Raw genomic sequence first — 21,627 nt, 5'->3', positions numbered from 1 at the left:
ATGCCTTTGTTACGGTGTCAACGGCGCGTCTCCGAGATTCGGCAGGTCGGCAGATCCCGCGGACAGAAACGGCCGGGGATCGTAGCCGAAATCCCGGATCGCGGGGCCATTGTCGCACACGAGATCCCGGCGCATGCGCTGCACCATTTCACCGGTCACCTCGGGACGGCGCAGCACAAATCCGGCCAGCGCCGCGAAAAGCCCCAGGAACGGAATCGGCACGAAACGGCGCGGCATTCCCATGACATCGAACAATCGCCCGATCATTTCCCTGTAGACCAATCGCTCGCCGCCGCCGACTTCATAGCATTTTCCGGCGGCCGCGGGGGCGTTGAGCACGGCCAGCGCGGCGGCAGCCAGATCGTCCGCATGTACCGGTTGGCGCAGTCCCGTCGCCTCGCCGGCCAACGGATAGAACCGGAATCGCCGGATAAAAGCGGCCGCCCGGCTGATATTGCGGTCTATCCCCAAGCCGTAGACAAGGGTCGGACGCAATATCGTGCAGGCGATTCCCAGTTCGGCGCAACGCGCCGTAACGCTTGCCTCCGCATTGACCATGCGGACGACCAGGTCGCGCTCGCCGGCATCGGACGAATGCTGCTTGACGAAAATCGACGTCGTGCTGAAGCAAACGATTCGCCGCACGCCGCTGTCATACAGCGCGTCGATATGCCCGGGCAGGTACCAGAGCCCGGCAATATGGACCACGGCATCCAGCCGGTCGGGAAATGCCAGCGATTTCTCCGTAAGATCGCCCCGGATAAAACGGTCGGCGGGGAGACCCGGCGGTATATTCCGGCCGACGGCGAAGGCCGAAACACCCGCCACGGCAAGACGCCGCAAGACGCACCGGCCGATCTGGCTGCTCCCGCCCGTAACCAGCACGCTGGTAAAGGGTAGAGGAACTTGCGGATCGCCGGTCGCCGCGACGGGTTCTATCGCGTCCCCCCGGCTTTCCGCCCTTTCGGCAAGGTCAAGCGCATGGGGCAGCGCCGGGCCGATATCGCCATGCTGCGTGTCCATGCCAGTCGCCTGTACTTCGAACGTGCCTTCAAGGGTTTCGGGGACCGAAGGCCGCCGGTAGCATATGACCGTCATGGCGCGGCCCCGGTCCGCCGCCTGCCGGACCTGCTGCCAGGCCGTTGCGAGGAACGATGTCGGCAGGGTATCGAACAGACCATCCAGCACGACGGTGGGCCGCGGCGACTGTATCGCCACGGCAAAGGCAAGCTGGTCGAGCGCCTGATCGGGATAAATTGCCAGAAAGTCGTCGAACAACCGTCCCGTTGCGCTGACTTCCGCAATTTGTTCGATGCTCCGCCGACGCTCTGCCCGTGTCCCGTCCCAGTTCGCGACCAGCAACCTCACCATGTCACGGCCTTTCAAATCCGTGAAACGGGCCCGCCACGGCGTGTAAACGCACGGGTGCCCGCCGGAGGGCGGTGCTGGCGGCGCCGGGCCCCGTCCGCCGGCGACGTAAACAAGGTGAACCCCGCCGGCCGGCGCCGACGCGGTGTTCAGGCGCGGCACAGCGCGCACGCCCTCAAACGCAAACCGGCCCAGAACCCAGATCAGTCCAACGCCAACTGCCGTCAGTACGGGCAGAACCTCCAGGCTGATATTCTGGCCGTACCAATAGGCATTCTGGTAGGCGGCCAGCAGGTGCGATACCGGATTGTAACTTGTCAGCAGTTTGCTGGCGCCTTCGGGAATATCGCGGAAGGTATACATGACCGGCGACAATATCCACAGCAGGCTCGCCGCCGCGACAACCGGCATATCGCTGGACAGAACGCGCCGTTCCCTGAGGAAGGCGAGAATCAGGATCAGCGCGACAGTCCATACCGCCTGAATGGCAACGACGAAAAACAGCCAGCCGGCCGCGTCGAGCGACTGCTGCGGCAAATCCATCAACAGCGAAAACACAAACGCGCTGGTCACGGCGAGAAAGAAGACAAAAGCCGGCGGCGCCGTGACGGCGACGACGGCGGCGGCCAGCGGGGTCGTCGAATGCTCCACCATCCGGCGCAATATCCCGATCAGGTTCGCCGAGGCAAGGAGCGACGACATGCCCCAGCGAAACGCCATGAATCCGATGAGAAGGATATGGAAGCGTTCGACTGAATCCAGTTTGAAGACGGTGGCCAGCACGAAGTAAACCGTAAGGGCGTAGAGATAGGGATCGAATATCGCGGCGATCAGGAACAGCAAGCCGCGGCCGCTGCGCAACCGGTATTTGGCAATAATCGCAGCTGTGGCGATGCGGGCAAGGCGACGAACGATCGCGGACATTCCGTCTGTCGCATTCACTGAACCGATTCCCGTTCCCCGGGTTTCCTGCCGTCCCGTTTCTCACCCGGCGTGCCGGACAATCGCACCGGACTGTCCCAGGGATCGCGGGTCAGCGTCCGGGTATTGAACAGGGACGTCAGGGCGACCAGAAAGAATCGTATCGTCACCGCGCAGGAAACCAGCGCCATGAACAGCGTCGGATAGAATTGCGTAAAATGCTTGTCGAGGAAAGTCAGAAGCGACCGGTGCTTGTGATACGCAACCCGCCGGACCCGTCCCCGGCTGCAGACACCCTGCGTGTGTTCGACCACGGCCTGCGGCACGAATACGATACCGAATCCCGCCTGCGAAAACCGCAGGCACCAGTCGAGGTCCTCGAAATGCATGAAGAATGCCCGGTCCAGCGTCCCGACCTTTTCGACGGCGGAACGCTTTACCAGCATACACGCGCCCGAAATCGCCTGCACCGACACCGGCTGATCCGGAATCGGCTGGTCATGCTGATTGATACTGCGAAAGCGCGGATGATTCGGCATCAGCCGGTGAAGCTGAAGCGTCATGCAGAAAATCTGCCATGGATTGGGTATGTCGCGCCGGCCGCCGCGCTGCTCCGTCCCATCCGGGTTGACCAGCAGGGGGCCGGCCATGCCCAGCTTGTCGCCGGCGGACAGCGCCAGCCTGAGGGTCTGCAGGGCGCCATGCGCCATCCGGCAATCGGGATTGAACATCAGAAAGGTTGATCCCGTTGCCTTCGCAATACCGGCATTGCACGCATGCGCGAAACCGAAATTCCGTTCCAGGCGTATGACATGCAGGCGTCGGTCGACAATCTGCGCCGTCAGGTTTTCCACACTGCCATCGGTCGAACGATTATCGACCACAATGATTTCGACCGGCGTCTCCTGGGCGAGGACGCTTTCCACCGCAGCGCAGAGATATTGCCCGGCATTGAAATTCACGACGATGACAGACGTTACGTCGTCCCTGGATGCACCTTGCCGGGACTTCGCCGCTGGATTTCCCGAACCTTGTTTCACAACATTACCCATGGCAAACCGTCTCGGCGCTTCCTGCGACCCGTTTAGAGACGAATCGGACGAAGCATAAAGTACCTGCACGAAATCGTCCGGAAAATAAGGTAATACAATTGCAGATGCCCGATTTGCGAATTAGCGATGCGGCGCGCCGTCAACAGGAGCACTGAATGAAACGCGCAGGATGTCGACACTGACCAGAGCGGATTCCCGGGGCGACGCTGAATTTCCTGCCGAACCGGCGCACGCCATGGCGTGCCGGATGACGGCCGCCGGGATCCTGATTGCCCTGTTATCGCCCTTTGCCGCGCACCTGCCCTGGTCACTGGGCGTTTGGCCCAGGGTAGAACCGACCATCATTCTTCTTCATTGCGGTGCGGTTCTCTGCGCCATCGGGCTGGGAACCGCGGCGGCGCGGACGCCGTCTCGCGCCCTGGCGAGCATCCGGCATCCGATTGTCCTGATCGCGCTGGCGATCGCGGCCTGGAGCATCGCTGTGTCTCCCATGGCACGGTATCCTCTGCTGTCGATTGTCGGCTCGCCGCAGCTCGCGGACGGCGCGCTGTTATGGCTCGATACAGCGGTCTTTATCGCAGGGGTCCGATTCGTCAGGCAATCGGCCCGCATCACCGAAATTCTCGGCCTGGCGACACTTGCAGCGGCGGTGGTCCTGCCCGGACTCGCGGCGTTTCCGGCTTCCCGCGCCATATGGTTCACCGATTATCTCGCGTTCCTGGGAATCGCCGCCGCCGTCGCCGTACCGGTTGCCCTCGCGCACCGGTTTCCGAAAACACGGGCGCGGATCGTGCTGGCAATGGTCGCGGGTCTGCCCGCCATTGCGGTATCGCAGAATTATACCGCAATCCTCGTCCTCCTGGCGTTAAGCGGCCCGGCCGGCGCCCTGGTGTATCTGACATTACGACCCGGCAACGCAGTACGGACGGGCGCGGTTCGACGTCTCGCCGCCGCGTTCACCGCCGCGGTCGCCTGCGCCGCGCCGTTCTGCATCAGCTGGCTCGGATCACTTGGATTCATGCAATCCATCCGGTCGCGGGCGCTGATCAATGACGTTTTCTACAACTTTATAGAGCGCAATCCTGCCGTACTCCTGCATGGAAAGGGATGGGGACATTCGCAGCAGTATTTCGGCGAATCCCTCGCGACAAGCAGCGCCATCCTCTGGGACAGAAGCTGGGATGCTGTCTGGCGCGACACGTTTCACAGCCATAATCTGGTGCTGGAAGCGCTGTTATCCGCCGGCTTGCCGGGTGCGGTCGGCGTCGTGGTCTATAGCGCCGTGCTGCCGCTGGTCTGCCGCAAGGAGCACCTGCACGTGGCGACCGCCTACGCTATCGGATATGTCTGTATCGTCTCCTTCTGGTTCCAGATGCCCGGAACCATTCCGGTATCGGTACTGGCGGTGGCGTTGCTGACAGGCCCCGCGCGTCCGGAAATGGCCGGTCGCCTTTTCCCTGCGATTACTGTCGTCAGTCTGGGGGCCATCGCGTCCGCGCAGATAGGCGCCGCGGTGTTGCTGGCGGATTTTTCGTGGCGATCCTTTCGATTCGACAGAACGATGCCATACCAGGCGGCGCATGATGCCAGGGATACGGAACGGCGCGATTGCGACTTATTCCCTTCCGACGCCTGGCGCGGCGATAGCGGTCTGACACTGCAGTTTTTACGGTCGTACGACCTGATTGTCGCGCCGCCAGCGGCGCGGAACCTCCAGCCGTCTGATATTGACCGGTTAGACCACCTGACATGCGCCGCAACCATTCGTGGCGCGCGGAACGGATCCCGCGGCCTGTTGCGCGCCGGCCTTCTGTTCCGCTCGCAACTGGCATTCAACGAGAAATTTGCACCGTATCGCGAGCGATTCGCCGGTTATCTGGAAGACTGGGAAGAACAGGTCGCTATCTTTTTACCGCTGGAACCGGAACGGTCGGATCTACTTTATCCCTACTTGTCATGGAGCCTCGCGCGAAACCAGTATTCTACAATATTCGCATTAACCGATACGGTCCTCGCGCGGGACCCCGAAAACGCCATCGCCTTGTGGTTCAAAGGACTGGCCCTCCATCAGCAGGGGAATCCGGAAAATAGAATCAAGTCATTGTTACTGCTTGATTCCGGCCTGAAAAACGGCATTGAAAAATGGTTCCGCATTCCGCCTGAAATCAAGTCGAGAATTCTGTCAGAGGCAGCGTCGGTCAGGCGTCGCTAGGTCAGACCCAGGTCTGGATATGCCATAGTCCGATGTAAACAATCCGTGACGTTGCAGAATTATCACACCGGCAATTAAACGGGTATTCCATGCAGCGAAAACGCCCTTCAATAGGCGAAAAGCGCTTCTCAGGGTCGGAGACATTTGTTAAAAATTCCTACGTTCGGCAATTTTCTGCCTTCGTCATTGATGTGTTTTAGGGACTTGTTAAACGGTTGATGTCAAATATCCGGATAAGATGCGTCGCCCGCGCCTTAGGTTACATCAATGAAGCATCTCAATTTGTGAAGTATCGGTATTTGAAGGACGCAGCACGATGACGGTTACGCAGCTTTTCAAAAGAACGGCTTTGGGCATTGCGATACTGGCTGCGTCAGCCTTTTCGGCATCCGCGCAGTATGACGAACCGGCAGGCGAGGTTGTCGGCGCCCAGATCAGCCAGCAGGTAACGTCGCAGGTCGCGTCGACGCTGGCATCCGGCATCGGCGGCGGCGGCTTCACAGGTGATGCTGGCGGCGGCGGACTTTTCGGCCCGTCTGGCACGTCAACATCCGCTCTGCCGGTCACGCGCTATTTCGAAGGCGGCAATCGCGGGCGGTCCGCAGGCGCCGGCGAAAAGAAAATGGGCGTCTGGCTGCTTGGCAGTTACTCCGATATCGAAAACGATTTCATCAATACCGCGTTCGATGGTGACGTTGCCGCATTTGTCGGCGGTGTGGATTATCGCCTGACGGAGCGGGTCGTTGCCGGTGTCGCGCTGAGCTACGAAGATGTCGACATCGACACGACCTTCAATACAGGTACAATCGAAACGTCAGGTGTTGGCGTGGCGCCGTACGCGGTGTTCAAGCTGACCAAAAATATTTCCGCGGACGTCAACGGCAGCTACACCCGGCTTGATACGGACACGACCCGCACGAACGGCACGGTGACCGGCCAGTTCGACGCCCGGCGCTATACCGCCGGCGGTAACCTGAACATCGGCCACTCGGTTAACAAGGTGTTCATGAACGGTTCGGTCGGCTTCCTCTACATCAATGAAAGTCAGGATTCCTACACCGAATCCAACGGGACCTTCGTTGGCGAAAACGATATTTCGATCGGCCAGGGACGGCTCGGCGGCACTGTCGGTTACGACTTCGGCAAGGTTCAGCCCTTCCTGACGGCACAGGTCCAGCACGAGTTCTGGGCGCCCAGCACGCCGGTGCTCGGCGGCGGCCTAGCCAGCCCGTCTGAAGATACGACCGGCTACGTGGTCGGCGGTGGCGTGAATTTCGACATCTCCGACTCGGTCAGCGGCACGCTTACCGCAACCTCCACCGAAGGTCGCGACGACTTGAGTCTCTACTCCGTCAGCGGCCGGGTACGCGTAAAGTTCTAGTCACCTTCGCAAGATGCGTAACAGGATTAGGGCTGTCGTGAATTCGGCAGCCCTTTTACTTTGCGTCGGGCTCCTGCTTTCCCTCAACGCCTGCAACTCGGTTGCTCTTCTGCAAAGCCGCGAGGAACGGGCCATGGCGGTCGCGAATGATCACGGCTGGCGACCGGCACAAATTGTCGCCGGCCAGTTTGTGCTCAGGACCTTCCATCCGGCCTATAACAAAAACCAGCCCGACCTGGCCGTTTATATCGAAGGAGATGGCGTTGCCTGGGTCTCCCGCAGTATCCGGTCCAGCGACCCGACCCCCGATACACCGTTGACCCTGCAACTGGCCGTTCAGGACCCTACCCCCAACCGGCTCTATCTCGCGCGTCCCTGCCAGTACGCGACGCAGGCGGAACTGACGCGCTGCGACCCTGCGTACTGGACATCCCACCGGTATGCGCCGGAAGTCGTCGACTCGCTCAATGCGGCGATTGACCAGGCCAAGCGTGAATCCGGCGCGCGGCAAATTTCCCTTTTCGGCTACTCCGGCGGCGGCAACCTGGCCGTCCTTGTCGCCGGGCAGCGCCGTGATGTCACGCGCGTCGTCACGGTTGCCGGCAACCTGGATCACGGCGCCTGGACAAGGCTGCATCGCGATACGCCGCTATTCGGGTCACTGGATGCTGTCGATGTGGCGCAGGCAGTATCTGCCATTCCCCAGGTACATTTCGTCGGTAGCGATGACGATGTGGTGCCGGCCGCCATTTCCGGGTCGTTCCTCGACCGGTCGGGCGACACTTCCCGCATTACTGTCATAAACGTGCCGGGTGCGGACCACGATTGCTGCTGGACGGAAAAATGGGCGGCGCTGCTGCGCGGCTACGTCTATCGCTGATTTTGGGTGATTTCCGCGTCTTGCCTGGAAATCCAGCCCGCGCGCCCCGGCAGCGCGACAAGCATCCAATCCACGGTCCCGCCGAGTTCCAGAACGTTCCACGTTCCCTGGGCCAACTGGCCGGTAACGGCGCATTCAGCCTTGGCGCAGCGCCGCATGTTCAGGACTTTTGCCCGGACATTCAGGATAACGGGTGCAATCGGCGGCATATCGGCAGCGTGCAGCGGCGGTTCGGCCGCAGCGAATCGCGCGTCCCTGTCCAGCTCAATCGCCGTGTCACTCAGGGCGACATGCCGGTTCAGCGGGAGAAGCAGCTTTCGATCTCCCGGAGCAACACCCCAGGCGCGCAGCGCCCCGCCCTTGCATTGCGGCAGATGCGCGGCGGCAATCGTCACCCGCCAGCCCGAGAGGCGGAGGTTTTCATGCACGGCGTTCGCGACGTCCGGGCGTTGCAGGTTCACGGCGGCATGCGCCAGGATCCGGCCACAGGCGCTGATCAGAACATACGGATACCGCAATCCGATCGAAACATCGCCCGCCCATCCGGAGAGTTCCAGAACATCACGGCCCCGCAGCGGCGGCATGCCCGCCTCCGGCCCAAGCGCTCGCCCGTTCACACTGGCGCTGTCAATAAATCCTGACGGCGCCGTCCCCAGCGTCCATTCATCAATCGGGTAGGATTGCTCCTGTCCGTAGGAGCCGACGAGCATTACAGCGGGGGCCTGTTCCGGCTGCTTTGAGGCGCCCGCATCTTCTTTCGCCGCCATGTCCGCCGGAACCGCGGGAACAACGGCTTCACGCCGGGGCAGCACAAGCGCGGCGGATTCCGGTTCAAGTCCCGGGGAGGTCAGGTACTTTGCCGCAGCCCAGCCAATGCCGGCGCCAACAACGATGATCGAAACAATCGTAAGTCCGGTCCGAAGTTTCGTATTGCGCCGGGAGCGTGGCGGATTGTTGGATGCTGTCATTGCGCCTTAGTCACACCTGCCGTTAATCGCCGGCCAACCGCCATTGTATATGGAGAAGGTTCCGGTAATCCTGGTCACTCGCGACTTCATTTCGCCATGCAGGCGCCTTCCTGTATTCTGACGCGCATCGGCAAGACATGTCGCGCCGGTTGGCGGCTCAGGAATATCGTCATCATGGACCGATTCACATTCGGCGAAGAAGGGCTTTTTTCGCACCGCCGCGCCGCGCTGGCATGGCATTTATTATGCGTGGCGCTGGTTACCGCCTACGCGAGTTCGTTCGCCGTCTGGTCGTGGCTTGGACAGTGGGTCGGGCGCGAAACGGCCGCCTACCTGCCCTATCTGGCGCTCGCCGCTGTCCTGCTATCCATCCTTGCCGCCAAATTCAGGAAACCCGTCTTCGATTGGCGCTTTTTTGTCCTGGGTGCGGCCGTCGCAATTGTGGCGCTGCTGTCAACCGACCCCGAATTCCCGGCGAAGCGAATACATGTCGCGCAATACCTGGTTCTGGCTCTCCTCCTATATAGTGCCCTTTCGCGCGACCTTCCGCGCGGACGTTATCTGTGCCTTGCCGCGGCTGTCATGGGGACGCTTTACGGCATTCATGATGAACTCCTGCAGGGCTTCCATCCGGACCGGACATTCGGCGTTCGCGATATCGGCATCAACATCCTTGGCGCCGTTTCCGGCGCCCTGATTGCCGGCGCCTTTGTGCCGCCGGGAAAGGACCCTTCCGGCGCCTCGGCAGCGCACCCGGACCGGTCGGGAACCATCGCGATCCTGACGATTGTCGCTGGCGCCGGGCTCCTTGTGCTGCCCCTCGAAGGGTATCGCGACCAGTTCATTCCCGCCTGGACAGCACTTCCCCTGCTCGCCGCCGGTCTGTGCACCGCCCTGCTGGCGCCGGCCAGTTTCGCCGGATCGCTTTCCTTCCGCGTCTTCGCCTTTGCCGCTTTCTCCCTATTGCTGTATCCGCTCGCAAGCCATGTACCGACGCTCCGTTTTCATTAGCCTCGCACTGATTGCGCTTTCGGCCGGGCTTGCCGTGGCCCTTTGGGAAATGCACAGGGCGGCGCGCTATCATGTTGTCGTGCTGACCGTCGAAAGTGCGCGTTACGCGGCTTTCTCCACCGAAACGACCCCGAACCTGTGGCGGGCGGCGGAGCAGGGAACCCGGTTCACCCGGCATCGCGCCGCTTCGGCATGGACCGGCGCGAATATCGTATCGATCCTGACCGGCCTGTCCGCGTTTCGGCATGGCATACACAGCCGGGATTCGTCGATTCCCGCTGCCTGGGACACCCCGCTCGACCAGCTGGCCGAGGCCGGGTGGCGCGTGGCAGGCATCCAGCCCTTCATGCTGATCGACGGTTTCCGGAACCTGGGCCTGGAGGTCGAGCCCGGAACGGCGATGATCCCCTGGCTCGCCGCGGAAGCCCGCACGTCCAGGCCCTTATTCCTCTGGTATCATTACCTGGAAACCCACCTGCCCTATGAGCCCTTCGCCGATGTCGCGACTCCCGGTGATGCAGCGACCGCCGCCCGTATGACCATCGTGCAGGAAAGTCCCGCCATACCGCATGATTCCGTGGCGTTTTCCCCCGAAGACATTCGCTGGATCGAGCCGCTTTACCGCGCGCAGTTCAAAACCTTCGATACCTGGTTTGGCGAATTCTGGACCTTCTTCAACGCCAGCGGATTACGCGACCGGACGATCCTGATTGTCACAACCGACCACGGCGAGGAACTCCTCGAACGCGGATCGGTCGGCCACGCATCGACCACGCGGACCGGGCATCTGCATGACGAAATTACCCATGTACCGCTTTTCGTCTGGCTTCCGCCGTCGGTTTCGCCGGACCCGCCCCGGGTGATTGACGCGCCAACCAGCCATCTCGATATCATGCCGACGATACTGGCGCGGCTACAGCGGGACTCTCCGATGCCGCTCGACGGAGGCGATATGTTTTCCCTGCCGGAGAAACGGGCATGGAACGCAGTTACCAGCCGCGCCGGATTCGCTGAACCGGACCCGGATCGTGTCACCCGTTTTGTCGCCGCGCGCGTCGAGGGCGACTGGAAACTGCATGTCGACTTCGAAACGCCCGCCACGATTATCCGAACGTCGCTGTACGATCTCTCCAATGACCCCGGCGAACGCAACGATCTGGCGGCGGCGGAACCCGGCCGCGTCCGGGACATGATGCAATCGCTTATGCCGGATATCGTCGCGCTGCGGATTGCCCGGACAAACAAGTCGAACACGACCGATGGTACGGCAATTGAACCACCCCAATGGATATTCCCGCCATCCAGCGCGTCCGTATCCTATACCGACCTGCCCTCGCCGCTGCAGCTTCGCTGGCGCGGACCGGAAAATGCCGATTACCGTATGCAGTACCGTGCAGGTGAAGGCGCCCTGGCTCTCGAAGGTGAAATCGCTGTCACCGGCCTGACCCATGATTTCGGCCCGATCAGCCGGGAATACTGGAACCGCTACATCGTGCCGTATGGCGTATTCCGCCTGCGACTCGGCCCCGCGGGCCAGGGCGACGTCTGGACCCCGTGGCTGACAATCCGGGTTCGGGAGTAACGATCGTGACCTTTTCCAAAAGCCGCCGCTATGCACTGGCGATCCTCGGCCTGACGGTCGCCTTCGCGGTTTACGGCTACGGAATTTACCATTCGCCGGTCATGAATCCGGATTTCCGTGCGCAACAGGACCTGCTGGCCCATTACGCGACATCGCAGCACAGTTCAGAAGAGATCCGGATGCTCGCCGAGGCATACTGGCTGCGTAATCCCGATGTCGCCGCGGACAGTTATTTTGGCCGGAACGGGAAGATGGGCATTCTCGGCGCCCGGGAACATTATGACCGGCATGGACGAAAAGAGGGGCGCCGCTGGGGACAATGAGTGGCGGGCACTAAGGCCGGCGCAGCCGCAGCCGATAGACCCTGGCGTCAAAGCCTTCCAGACGGTCGCGCAGCACCCCGCTGTCTGCCGACATCCGCCCCGGACTGCCGGCAGACAGCGCCGACGGCAGGGTGCCGGCAGACAGCGCCGACGGCAGGGTGCCGGCTTCAAAGCCGACTTCCAGCTCGACGGGCGCCGGTTCGACATTCACGGCGATCAGCGTCAATTCATCGCCGCGCCGTTTCAGCAGCGTTCGCACCGGCGCGCCTTCACGATTCACGCGAACCGAATGATCCAGACGCGCGGTCGGCGACAGCAGGGCTGGCGCCAGTTCGGCGATTTCCCGATTCAGCGCGGCGATCGTCCGCCATAACGCGCGGCTGGCATCGGCGTCGCCCGAAGACACCACGAGCGGATATCGCCCGTCCCCGTCATAATCCGGTGAGGGGCCATAGGTTTCCTCGGCCCAGGGCGCGACGCCGGCCACCTGCCCATCCCGGGTCACGAAACTGTCGAGGGCAAAATAAAAGATGCCCGTCGCCCCATGCACGAGGCCGGCAAACACCATCGCACGCAATTCCTTGGAGGACGGCATCCGCCATCCCAGGTGCTCGCTTCCAAAAGCCTGGATCACCAGCCAGACCGGCTTTTTCTCACCGTTCAGGCGGACCGCCGTGGTTACGCTTTCCGGAATCCCGCGCCGGCCGGTCAGGGATGTGACGCCGCCGGTCCGGATCGGATAATTCCAGTGCGCGGAAATGTCACCCGCCGCGTTCCAGGCCAACCATCGCTCGCGGTGTGGCGGATCGATGAACGGGCCATCCAGCGCCAGGACAGGCCTGCCGGGGTCCATCTCGTGAAGCATTGCCTTGCGGGTCTGAAACGCCCCCAGCCGCCGGTCCCATTCCGGATCCCACACGCGGATCGACGGGTCTTCGTCCAGATACCAGGCCAGCAGACCCGGATGATCGCGCCAGCGCCGGACTTCAGCATCCTTCGGGTAGTGATAGACAAGCTGCAATCCGTGCTCCGCCGCGGCAGCGAGGGCGGTTTCCAGCGACTGGCCCTCCCACATATGCACGGCGTTGAAACCGGCTTCGCGCGCCACGGACAGGTCGTATTGTCGGCCGCGAAAATCCCCCGCGACGCCGTGGTAAATACCGATTGGAAAAAACGACCGGTCCGGGTCAAAAGCGTTCAGCGGGCGTCCGCGGCGGTCGGTATGCGGTACGCCGTCCCGATACATGGACTGAACCGCGCCGATGTCCGGGTCTTCATGCCATGTGGCCGGGTTCCCTGCAAGCAGGGCGGCAACGGCTATCGCCACGATCCAGACTATTCCCATGACAACGGGTTAAGCGGCGCCCGGCCCCCGGTCAACAGCCTTGGCGCCCATTGCATCGACGCAGGACTAATGAATCGTCGTCGTGGTCCCCGGGACGAGAATATTGGCGCCCGTTATCATCCCATGGCCATGGATTTGACCCGCGGGATCGTTCCTGGCCATACTCGATGAATTGTCCGAAGCACAGGCGCCGGCAAGCATCAGAACGGCGAACATCGCGAAAATAATGCGCATTAACCAATCCTTTCAAATATTCAGGCGTATCTGCGTGTTGAAATGTGACCGGCGCGATTGCAAATCAAGTACCTGTAACTCCCCTGTGGATGGCATTATCAATGCGGCAATCAAGCCCGATATGCCAATCCGAAATACGGGTGCAGTACCATGTGTCACACTGGGCGACGATTCTCATTCGGGCCAGATCGGGCTGTGGCAGCCTATGGGCGACACGGGACGCGCCCAGCGCGCCGGCGTTTCCGCCATCCTGATCGCCGGCGCGAGGTGGACGACCCGGCCGAACGGCCCGACGGATTCGGTCGTAAGGTCCGCAACATCCGCCAGTTCCGGGTCCGGCAGATTCCGGGCGTTTACCGATGCCGGGATCCGGCCCAGTTCCTTGAACCAGTGCGCCGTCTGGCACAGCGACAACCGCACCAGATAACTGCCTCCTTCGCGCGCGCGCCGCGACAATGCCGTCATGGCACCGAAGGCAGCCAGATATCCGGTCGCGTAGTCCAGTAGCGAGACCGGCGTGTGCCGCGGCGGCCCGCCGTCGCCTTCTTCCAGTGCGATGCCGGTTGCGGTTTGCACCAGCGTGTCGTAGCCGCGCCGCGCGTGCCAGGGGCCCTCATGGCCATAGGCGCACAGGGACACGTAAATGATTCCCGGCCGCAATTCGGCAAGCTCCTCGGGTGACAGGCCGCGCGCGTTCAGCGAACCCGGACGGTAGGCCTGGGTAAAGATATCACTTTCGCCAACAAGTTTTTTCAGGGTCGCCATGTCGCCGGCATCGCGCAGGTCCAGAAACGTCGTCAGCTTTCCGTGACCGGTATCGAGCACGGAACCGGCATGGTACGGCAAATGGGGGCCGCTGATCCGCATCACATCGGCGCCATGTTCCGCCAGCGTGCGTCCGCAGGTTGGCCCCGCCAGAACGCGGGTCAGGTCCAGCGCGCGGATACCTGAAAGCGGGCGGTCGCCCGGCCCCAATGGCTCCGGGTCACTGTCGCCGATCCTGATTACCTCAAGCAGCGGCAGCCCGGCCACAACCTCCCCCTGGGGATGCTGCGCCCATTCCGCATTATCGCGGGCCATGACCGCGCAGAGTCCTTCGGCGACAAATGTATCCTCGAGTTCCTGCGCGTCCCATTTCGCGACAGCGGCGGCGGCGGAATCCCGTTCGTCGGCGCAACCGAGAACCCGGATCGCCCCGGCACGGTGGTGCGGGAAATTGCAGTGCAGTTGAACCCAGCGGCTGTCGCGGGTCCGGTAATAGCCGGAGAGCGCATCCCAGGAGGGCGGTTTCGGCGTGTTGACGATGTGCACGTATAACTGGCTTCGCATCGCCATGGCGGCGGTCCGGACATCGATGGAAACATCCTGCCGGCGCCCGGTGCGCATTTCCCACAGATCCGCCGCGGCCAGCCCCGTCGCGCCGATCGTCGCCGCCCCTGCCGCTCCAATCCGGAAATTGGACGGCAGGATCGGATCGCTACCGGAAATTTTCAGATGTCCGGACGGTATGCGGTTCCAGCCGACAATATCAAGTATCTGACCAAGCGCCTGCCGGGCCATGCCGGCTTCGGACCCGCTCATATCGTTCATCGCCCAGTCTCCGTCCACCGAAAAGGCAAGGCTAATCCAACGGCGACCTTCCGCCAAGAGCACGCCGCGCCGGCGATCCGCCGGCCTTCCGGTCTCCGCGCCCCTGCATGAGGTAAATGCCGCCTGGACCGGCCCTGTTAGACCAGCTTCACAAGGTTGGATGGAACCTGTTGCGGTTCCATCTAACCCTGATGTTGCTATAATTTCACGTCACGATGCCGCGGCAAGCGGTCCGCGCATCAGCTGACCGGCGAATTGTCCCGTGGAGACGCCGTTTTCGAATGCAACCACGCCGTTAACGATCGTTGCCACGATACCGTCCGCCTTCTGCACGAAACGGCGCGCACCGCCGGGAAGGTCCCGCTGCACCGTCGGCATGAGCGGCCGGACGTTGTCTGCGTCGAATATGACGATATCGGCGGCATATCCCGTGCGCAACAGCCCCCGGTTGGGCATTTCCCAGGCCGAGGCGTTCTCGAAGGTCATCATGCGGATGGCTTCCTCCAGCGTAAACGCCTGCTTGTCCCGAACCCAGTAGGCCAGCATATGCGTTTGCAGCGACGATCCCATTTCCTGGCATACATGGGCCCCGGAATCGGAGAACGTCGCCAAGGTGCGCGGGTGTTTCAGCATACCCAGCACGTCTTCGGGCCGTTCGTTCACGATGGGCTGGACGAAAATCTGGTCCTCGTTCGCCAGCATCAGGTCCAGGACAACCTCGACCGGATGTTTCCCGCTTTCCTGCGACAGTTCGGCGATGGTGGGATCCTCCCACCGTGTATCCTTCATCGCGAACAGATTGGTGTAATCCGGCTTCTTCGGATCCGTCGTCGCCATGCCGCCGCCCTGGAACTCGCTGTCGCGCGGCTTCATCCCGGCTTCGTCGGCGACCAGCCGTGCCCTGATTTCCGGGTCCCGCATCATCTGTTTCTGTTCGTCGATCGGCCGCGAGCGGACGTCGGCCCAGTTCGGCAGGACATCGAACGGCAGGTAGGATTTCAGCGAGAACAGCGCGTTGATCGACCGCGTCGTCGATTGCCCGTACATGCGGCCGCCAGCGGCAACCGTATCGTCGATATACCGGGTCTGATACTGCCACGGGTTCGGGTCGACGCCCTGTCGGGTCGATATCGTTCCGAACATGACCGGCCGGCCGCTTGCCAACGCGACCCGCCGCAATTCGTCGAGGCAGGCGCGCTGCGCCTCCCCGGAGGCAACGTCCGGGCCGATCTGGAAGATGCCGGCGTTCAGATCCGTCATCGCCGTCGTCAGCTGGTGGATTTCGTTCCAGTCGCCGATGCGGCTGGCAACCGGCGAACCGTCCGGCGCGAAATGGGTCGATGCCCGCGATGTCGAAAACCCGAACGCGCCGGCGCGGATTGCCTCGGAAACCCGCGCCGTCATCTGCTTCAGGTCGTCCTCGGTCGCTTTTTCATGCATCGCGCGCTCGCCCATGACATACATGCGCAACGCCGAATGACCGATATAGGCGCCGTAATTGAGCGCTTTCGGCACCGTGTCCACCATCTGCAGATATTCGGGATAGGTCTCCCAGGTCCAGTTGATGCCGGCCATGACCGCTTCCGCCGGGATATCCTCCACCGCTTCAAGGCATTTCGCATACCATTCGCGGTCTTTTTCCCGGCAGGGCGCGAGCGCGAAGCCGCAATTGCCCATCACCACACTGGTCACCCCGTGCCAGCACGAGCAACTGCCCAGCGGATCCCAGGCGACCTGCGCATCCATGTGGGTGTGGCCGTCGATGAAGCCCGGCGCGACGATCAATCCGTCCGCATCGATCACACGATCCGCGGCTGCGCGAATACGACCGATCTCGACAATCTTTCCATCCCTGATACCGATATCCGCCCGATACCGCGACTGGCCGGAGCCATCGATAACCGTGCCATTCCTGATAATCAAATCCAGACTCATAATCGCTTCCTCCCGACGGGCTGCCACGAAGACACCTTGGCGGAATCGATCTTAACCCCATTCCGGAGGACAGGTCACCAGCCTTGTCAGCCAGATTGGCGCTTATAGCACATCAGGTTTGAATGGAACCGGTTGCGGTTCCATTCAAACCTGTAAATATGCCATATCTATCAATAAGATAAACCGGATTCACGTGTTTGATCTATAGGATTTTCCAGCTGCCATCGGGTTGGCGGCACGCCGTGCCATAAGCCTCTTCCATCCGTCCGCCGACGGATACGGTCTGCTGGTATTCGCGGCAATAGGCGCCGGTTGCGGTATGGGTGCCTTCGCGCACGGCCACGACGCTGCCCTGGTTGCCGGTGTCCGGATTGTGCCAGACGACGGGCTGGCCGATCGGCGCCGACTGCGCCGACTGCACTGCCTGACCGGCATAGGCCCGATCCGCCCGGTCCAGTGACTTTCCGACCGAATTTCCCAGGAATGCGCCACCCAGTGTGCCGAGGGCAACCGAAACAAGTTGCCCGCGCCCGGAACCGATCTGCGATCCGGCAAGCGCGCCCAGGCCGGCGCCAAGAAGCGTTCCGCCAGCCTGCTTCTGTCCGCCGGCAGTCTGGCAGGCCCCGAGAGACAGGACTATTGCACAGGCCAGCGCCACTTTCGAAATTCGATTGATTGACATGTCCTTCTCCTGAAGGCCGTTACGGGTCCGCCGCAATCCGATAATTGTATTTGAATGCATTATTACCGTCAATTTTTTTTGCATAAAGAGTTGTTTTTTGTGGACCTGATCATTTATTCAAACGATAACAGATGGTTATTTTTCCTGATTCCTGTCGCAATTCGGTCGGTTTGTGGCACTGGCGGATTCCGATAGAGGGTTTTGATGCAAGGTACTTCGAAAAGGGTGCAAAACAGGCAGGAATCGGTGTTATTACGACACGGGTAGCGGGACAGGGGCGGCATGACGGCAAAATACACGCGCGCGCAACACAAGCAGTATCTGGAAATGACGGACAGCATCGGTCGATGCTGGGTCGAGATATTCCAGGGCGACACCGACTTCTACTCCGCCGCGTACTGGGATCTGCTGACAGAAATCTGGCGATCCGACAAACCGGTCCGAAAAACGGATGCGCTGCGCTATATGAAGGCGATCAAGAGCGCCCACACGGCCAGCAAATACGTCGAATCCTCCCTGAAACGGGGCTTCCTCATCGAATCCGACAACCCGGAAGACGCGCGTTCCAAACTGCTGTCGCTTTCGGCCGCCATGCGCCAGCGGCTCGACTGTTTCTTTGACCAGGCCGTCGACGGCATCCACCGGACAACCCGGACAATCGATGAAATCGGTCCCCCGCCCGAAGACCGGTGACTCACGCTCACCCCGCCGCAATCTTCCCTCCATATCAAAAGTGACGCCATGACCGACATCATCAAAGGCCTTCGGGTTGTCGAGGCATCCGCCTTCATCGCCGCCCCCTATGCGGGGCTGACCCTTGCGCAGCTGGGCGCGGATGTGATCCGTATCGACCCCGTCGGCGGCGGGCTCGACCACAAGCGCTGGCCGATCACACGGGACGGCAACAGCCTGTACTGGGCCGGGCTGAACAAGGGCAAACGCTCGATCATGCTCAACGCCCGCGATCCGGAAGGCCGGGAGCTGGCGCATGCGCTGATGACCCGTCCCGGCCCCGGCGCCGGCATCGTCCTCACCAACCTGCCGGCGCGCGGCTGGCTCGCCTTTGACGGGCTGAAAGCCCGGCGCGAGGACCTCATCATGCTCGGCATCACCGGCAACCGGGACGGCTCGGTCGCGCTCGACTATACCGTCAACGCCGCCGCCGGCTTCCCGCTGGTGACCGGCCCCGCCGGCCATGCCGGCCCGGTCAACCACGTCATGCCGGTCTGGGACGTCGTCGCCGGGCTGAGCGCGGTGACCGCGATCCTCGCCGCCGAACGGATGCGCCGGGATACAGGACAGGGCCAGTACATCGCCCATGCGCTGTCCGACGCCGCCTTCTCGACGCTGAGCCATCTGGGCTATATCGCCGAGGTGCAGATCAATGGCGACGACCGCCCCGCGACCGGCAACCAGGTCTACGGCACCTATGGCTGCGACTTCGCCACGGCCGACGGGCGCCGCGTCATGATCACCGCCTTCACCACCCGCCACTGGCATGCCCTGCTGGAGGCCACCGGGCTGGCGGCCCGCATGGCCAAGGTCGCGGAACTGTTCGATCTGGACCTGGACCGCGAGGAAGCCCGCTGGGAGGCCCGCGACACCATCACCGCCCTGCTCAAACCCTGGTTCGCCGCCCGGACGCTGGACCAGATCCGCACGGCCATGAACGCGGTCGGCGCCTGCTGGGGGCCCTATCAAAGCTTCGCGCAGGCCGTCGGCGAGGATCCGCGCCTGTCGACGGAAAACCCGATGTTCCAGGAAATCGACCAGCCCGGCATCGGCCGGCATATCGCCGCCGGGCCGATGGTGGATTTCGGCGCGGCGCCCCGGACGCCGGTGAAGCCCGCGCCGCGGCTGGGCGCGGATACGGATGCGATCCTGTCCGGCGAACTCGGCCTCGACAGCGGCCAGATCGGCCGGCTGCACGACGCCGGCATCGTCGCCGGGCCGGAAAAGGGTTAGCTGCCCGCCTTCAGCGCATCCCAGTATTCGCGGTTCACCCCGTCGATCAGCCCGTCATGCATGACGCCGAGACAGTGCCGGTAGCCGTAATGCGCATCTGAACCGGCGCCGCCGGCGCTGTCGGCTACGCCGCCGCATGCGTCGAAGGCTTTTTCCGCATGCGCTTTCGCCTCCGCCGATACCCTGGCCTCCAGGGCGCGGCGCTGGGCCTCGCGGCGTTCGCCTTCCGTGGTATGGCGGTTGCGCGGCAGGGCGTTGATCGCCGTGCGCACCACTTTCGCGCCATCCAGCGTATCGCCGCGCTGGCCGAGGATCTTTTCCGCGACGCCGCGCTGGGTCGTCTGCGCGATCTTCCGGTCCGCCTCGGTCTGCGGGTTGTCGTCCTGCGGTTCCGCATCGGGAAACAGCAGGACATTGCCCGTGATCCGAACCGACAGGGATGCCAGCCCGTTGCGACGCATGACCGATTCATCGACGCTCAGCGTGACCGCGTAATGATCGCGTTCCGCCAGCACCCGCAGATACCGGTCGGCCGGCAGGACGATTTGGCGCCCGCCGGCCGTTTCGCCGATCAGGGTCATTGTGTCGTCCTTGCGGGTGCTTTTGGCGCCCGTCAGGCCATCGGGCCCGGCGGCGACGCTGTATCCCTTGCCGCGCTCCGGATTGGCCCGGTCCGGCTGCAGGCAGATGGCCGCGACCTCTGCCGTACATTGTCCGGACTCGCAGGTCAGCGGCAGTTCTTCGGTGGGTGTCACGACCATCAGGACCTGCGGCGCGGCCTGTGGCGTTCCGGTCAGCCCCGCGATACCGATAACGGCCGCGGCAGTAAATACTCCGAGACGCATGAGCTTTCTCCCAGAATGGCTGTATTACCCCGGCAGCATATCACAATTATGCGGTTCATCGAACACGATTAGCGTGTATTCAGCAGCCCAGTTGCCGCGCCAGGTCGATCAGGTCGGTGGCCACATAGTCGAAATCGTGCTCCGGCGTCAGTCCCGCCGTCTGGTCCGGACCCCGGTCCTTGCGCGGGAAGAACGCCGTCCGCAAGCCGCAGGCCTTCGCCGCCGCCAGGTCGTCGTTATGCGCCGCGGACATCATCACCTGGTCGCGCGGCAGGTCCAGCATTTCGCAGGCGCGGATATAGGCCTCGGGCTGCGGTTTGTAATAGCCGACAACCTCCGCGCCCAGGATCGTGTCCCAGGGCAGACCCGCATGTTTCGCCATATTGACCATCAGCGCGACATTCCCGTTGGACTGGGTCGCGATGATGTACTTCGATTTCAACCGCGTCAGCCCCTCGACCGAATCCGGCCAGGGGTCGAGCCGGTGCCAGGCGTGATTGAAATCGTCAATCGCGGCGTCGTCCAGTTGGGTAATGCCGGTCTTCGCCAGCATGTCGACCAGATTTTCCCGATGCAGCACGTCCAGTTTCACGAAATCCCGCTCGCCATTGCGGACGCGCGCCATCGCCGGCTGGTACAGTCCGCGCCAGCCATCGGCAAAGGCCGCCCAGTCCGTATCGACCCCATGGCGTTTGCCGACCGCCTGCCCTTCACGAATGATGCTGGCGCGCCAGTCTACTACTGAACCGAATACATCGAATATCAGCGCCCTGATTACCGGTGCGGCCATGACTGTCCCTTTCTCCGTTAACGTGTCTTCGCTGCGATGCGCATTACGGCACGCCGGCAAAAACTATCGTCTCGATCGGCTTTCTATTGGCATTTATTTGTATTTGGCGTTTCAGGCCTCCGGCCACTCACCGGGAGGGAGCGTAGGCCAGCGCCATGCCGGACGCCAAAAAAATTTCCTGCGCTTAACATCGCTTAACATCGGTTAACATTTTCTCCTGTCGACAGCCTGTTCTCCATGGCGATGCAAACCTTTCCACCCTGGCAGAATCCGCTTTTCCACGGACCGGCCTCTCCGGAAAATATCGAGTCGCTGGCATCGGCGGCTTCTGCAGGCTTCGGCCCGGAACAACGATCCGGCTGCGCCGCCCCCCTGTCCCTGTGGACGGTTGAGCACGCCAATTTCAAACCCGTATAGGAATATAAACTTTTTACCGGAAATATGCAAGCGTCATGACTACCCGGCTTATCCCGCAGGCGCCGGACCGTCAGGGTACAATCATGAATCGTTAACGTGCGAGGATTTCGGCGCGGAATGCCGGGT

General features: G+C 62.2%; 17 protein-coding genes and 1 pseudogene. 8 read left to right on the top strand and 10 right to left on the bottom strand.

Features of this window, described 5'->3' with window-relative positions; translation table 11 throughout:
• Positions 1-9: 9 nt before the first annotated feature.
• Both WD767_11320 and WD767_11315 read right to left on the bottom strand, forming a co-directional pair.
• Positions 10-2,292: an NAD-dependent epimerase/dehydratase family protein gene (locus tag WD767_11320; protein MEX2616677.1), complete on the bottom strand. Its 2,283-nt coding sequence runs from the start codon at positions 2,290-2,292 to the stop codon at positions 10-12.
• 14 nt (positions 2,293-2,306) lie between these two features.
• Complete coding sequence (locus WD767_11315; protein MEX2616676.1) at positions 2,307-3,329, bottom strand: glycosyltransferase family 2 protein; 1,023 nt, start codon at positions 3,327-3,329, stop codon at positions 2,307-2,309.
• A 181-nt stretch (positions 3,330-3,510) separates the two neighbouring features.
• Between WD767_11315 and WD767_11310 the strand changes: the two genes are divergently transcribed.
• The 3 genes from WD767_11310 (at position 3,511) to WD767_11300 (ending at position 7,814) form a co-directional block, all read left to right on the top strand.
• Positions 3,511-5,553, top strand: coding sequence for a hypothetical protein (locus WD767_11310; GenBank protein ID MEX2616675.1), 2,043 nt, complete (start codon positions 3,511-3,513; stop codon positions 5,551-5,553).
• Positions 5,554-5,869: 316 nt separating this feature from the next.
• Entirely contained in the window at positions 5,870-6,934 is a 1,065-nt protein-coding gene (locus tag WD767_11305) for an autotransporter outer membrane beta-barrel domain-containing protein (protein MEX2616674.1), read from the top strand.
• A 133-nt stretch (positions 6,935-7,067) separates the two neighbouring features.
• Positions 7,068-7,814 (top strand): alpha/beta hydrolase, encoded by a 747-nt coding sequence (locus WD767_11300; protein ID MEX2616673.1) that lies wholly within the window; start codon positions 7,068-7,070, stop codon positions 7,812-7,814.
• Here the strand turns inward: WD767_11300 and WD767_11295 are convergent.
• Positions 7,805-8,782 carry a hypothetical protein gene (locus WD767_11295; GenBank protein MEX2616672.1) on the bottom strand — a complete coding sequence of 326 codons (978 nt, stop codon included), beginning with the start codon at positions 8,780-8,782 and terminating at the stop codon, positions 7,805-7,807. The two genes, WD767_11300 and WD767_11295, sit on opposite strands and share 10 nt — an antisense overlap.
• A gap of 174 nt (positions 8,783-8,956) precedes the next feature.
• Between WD767_11295 and WD767_11290 the strand changes: the two genes are divergently transcribed.
• From WD767_11290 to WD767_11280, 3 genes are read left to right on the top strand one after another with little or no spacing between them, the layout of a single operon-like run.
• The gene (locus WD767_11290) at positions 8,957-9,793 is read left to right on the top strand and encodes a VanZ family protein (protein ID MEX2616671.1); all 837 of its coding nucleotides are present in this window, start codon (positions 8,957-8,959) and stop codon (positions 9,791-9,793) included.
• Positions 9,768-11,375, top strand: a complete 1,608-nt coding sequence (locus WD767_11285; GenBank protein MEX2616670.1) for a sulfatase-like hydrolase/transferase — start codon at positions 9,768-9,770, stop codon at positions 11,373-11,375. Before WD767_11290 ends, WD767_11285 begins: the two co-directional genes overlap by 26 nt.
• A 5-nt stretch (positions 11,376-11,380) precedes the next feature.
• Positions 11,381-11,698, top strand: a complete 318-nt coding sequence (locus WD767_11280) for a hypothetical protein (protein ID MEX2616669.1) — start codon at positions 11,381-11,383, stop codon at positions 11,696-11,698.
• A gap of 10 nt (positions 11,699-11,708) precedes the next feature.
• On the opposite strand, the gene WD767_11275 is transcribed toward WD767_11280, so the two are convergent.
• The 5 genes and pseudogenes from WD767_11275 to WD767_11255 all read right to left on the bottom strand — a co-directional run bounded on the left by WD767_11275 (position 11,709) and on the right by WD767_11255 (position 17,484).
• Positions 11,709-13,025: a hypothetical protein gene (locus WD767_11275; protein MEX2616668.1), complete on the bottom strand. Its 1,317-nt coding sequence runs from the start codon at positions 13,023-13,025 to the stop codon at positions 11,709-11,711.
• A 426-nt stretch (positions 13,026-13,451) separates the two neighbouring features.
• On the bottom strand, positions 13,452-14,867 hold the full coding sequence (locus WD767_11270; protein MEX2616667.1) for a CoA transferase: 1,416 nt from the start codon (positions 14,865-14,867) through the stop codon (positions 13,452-13,454).
• Positions 14,868-15,077: 210 nt separating this feature from the next.
• Positions 15,078-16,670: an amidohydrolase family protein gene (locus WD767_11265; GenBank protein MEX2616666.1), complete on the bottom strand. Its 1,593-nt coding sequence runs from the start codon at positions 16,668-16,670 to the stop codon at positions 15,078-15,080.
• A 30-nt stretch (positions 16,671-16,700) separates the two neighbouring features.
• Positions 16,701-16,832: pseudogene (locus WD767_11260) on the bottom strand (hypothetical protein).
• A gap of 172 nt (positions 16,833-17,004) precedes the next feature.
• Entirely contained in the window at positions 17,005-17,484 is a 480-nt protein-coding gene (locus WD767_11255) for an RT0821/Lpp0805 family surface protein (GenBank protein ID MEX2616665.1), read from the bottom strand.
• 282 nt (positions 17,485-17,766) lie between these two features.
• On the opposite strand from WD767_11255, the gene WD767_11250 reads away from it, so the two are divergent.
• Both WD767_11250 and WD767_11245 read left to right on the top strand, forming a co-directional pair.
• Entirely contained in the window at positions 17,767-18,177 is a 411-nt protein-coding gene (locus WD767_11250; protein MEX2616664.1) for a hypothetical protein, read from the top strand.
• Positions 18,178-18,225: 48 nt separating this feature from the next.
• Positions 18,226-19,449, top strand: a complete 1,224-nt coding sequence (locus WD767_11245) for a CoA transferase (protein MEX2616663.1) — start codon at positions 18,226-18,228, stop codon at positions 19,447-19,449.
• Here WD767_11245 and WD767_11240 read toward each other — a convergent pair.
• Positions 19,446-20,294 carry a hypothetical protein gene (locus tag WD767_11240; protein MEX2616662.1) on the bottom strand — a complete coding sequence of 283 codons (849 nt, stop codon included), beginning with the start codon at positions 20,292-20,294 and terminating at the stop codon, positions 19,446-19,448. The two genes, WD767_11245 and WD767_11240, sit on opposite strands and share 4 nt — an antisense overlap.
• A gap of 79 nt (positions 20,295-20,373) precedes the next feature.
• A complete protein-coding gene (locus WD767_11235) occupies positions 20,374-21,084 on the bottom strand; it encodes a haloacid dehalogenase type II (GenBank protein MEX2616661.1) in 711 nt (236 codons plus the stop codon).
• Between the last annotated feature and the right edge of the window lie 543 nt (positions 21,085-21,627).

This window comes from Alphaproteobacteria bacterium (assembly GCA_040905865.1).
GTDB lineage: Bacteria > Pseudomonadota > Alphaproteobacteria > UBA8366.
This window is presented reverse-complemented; position numbering and strand designations above follow the sequence as displayed.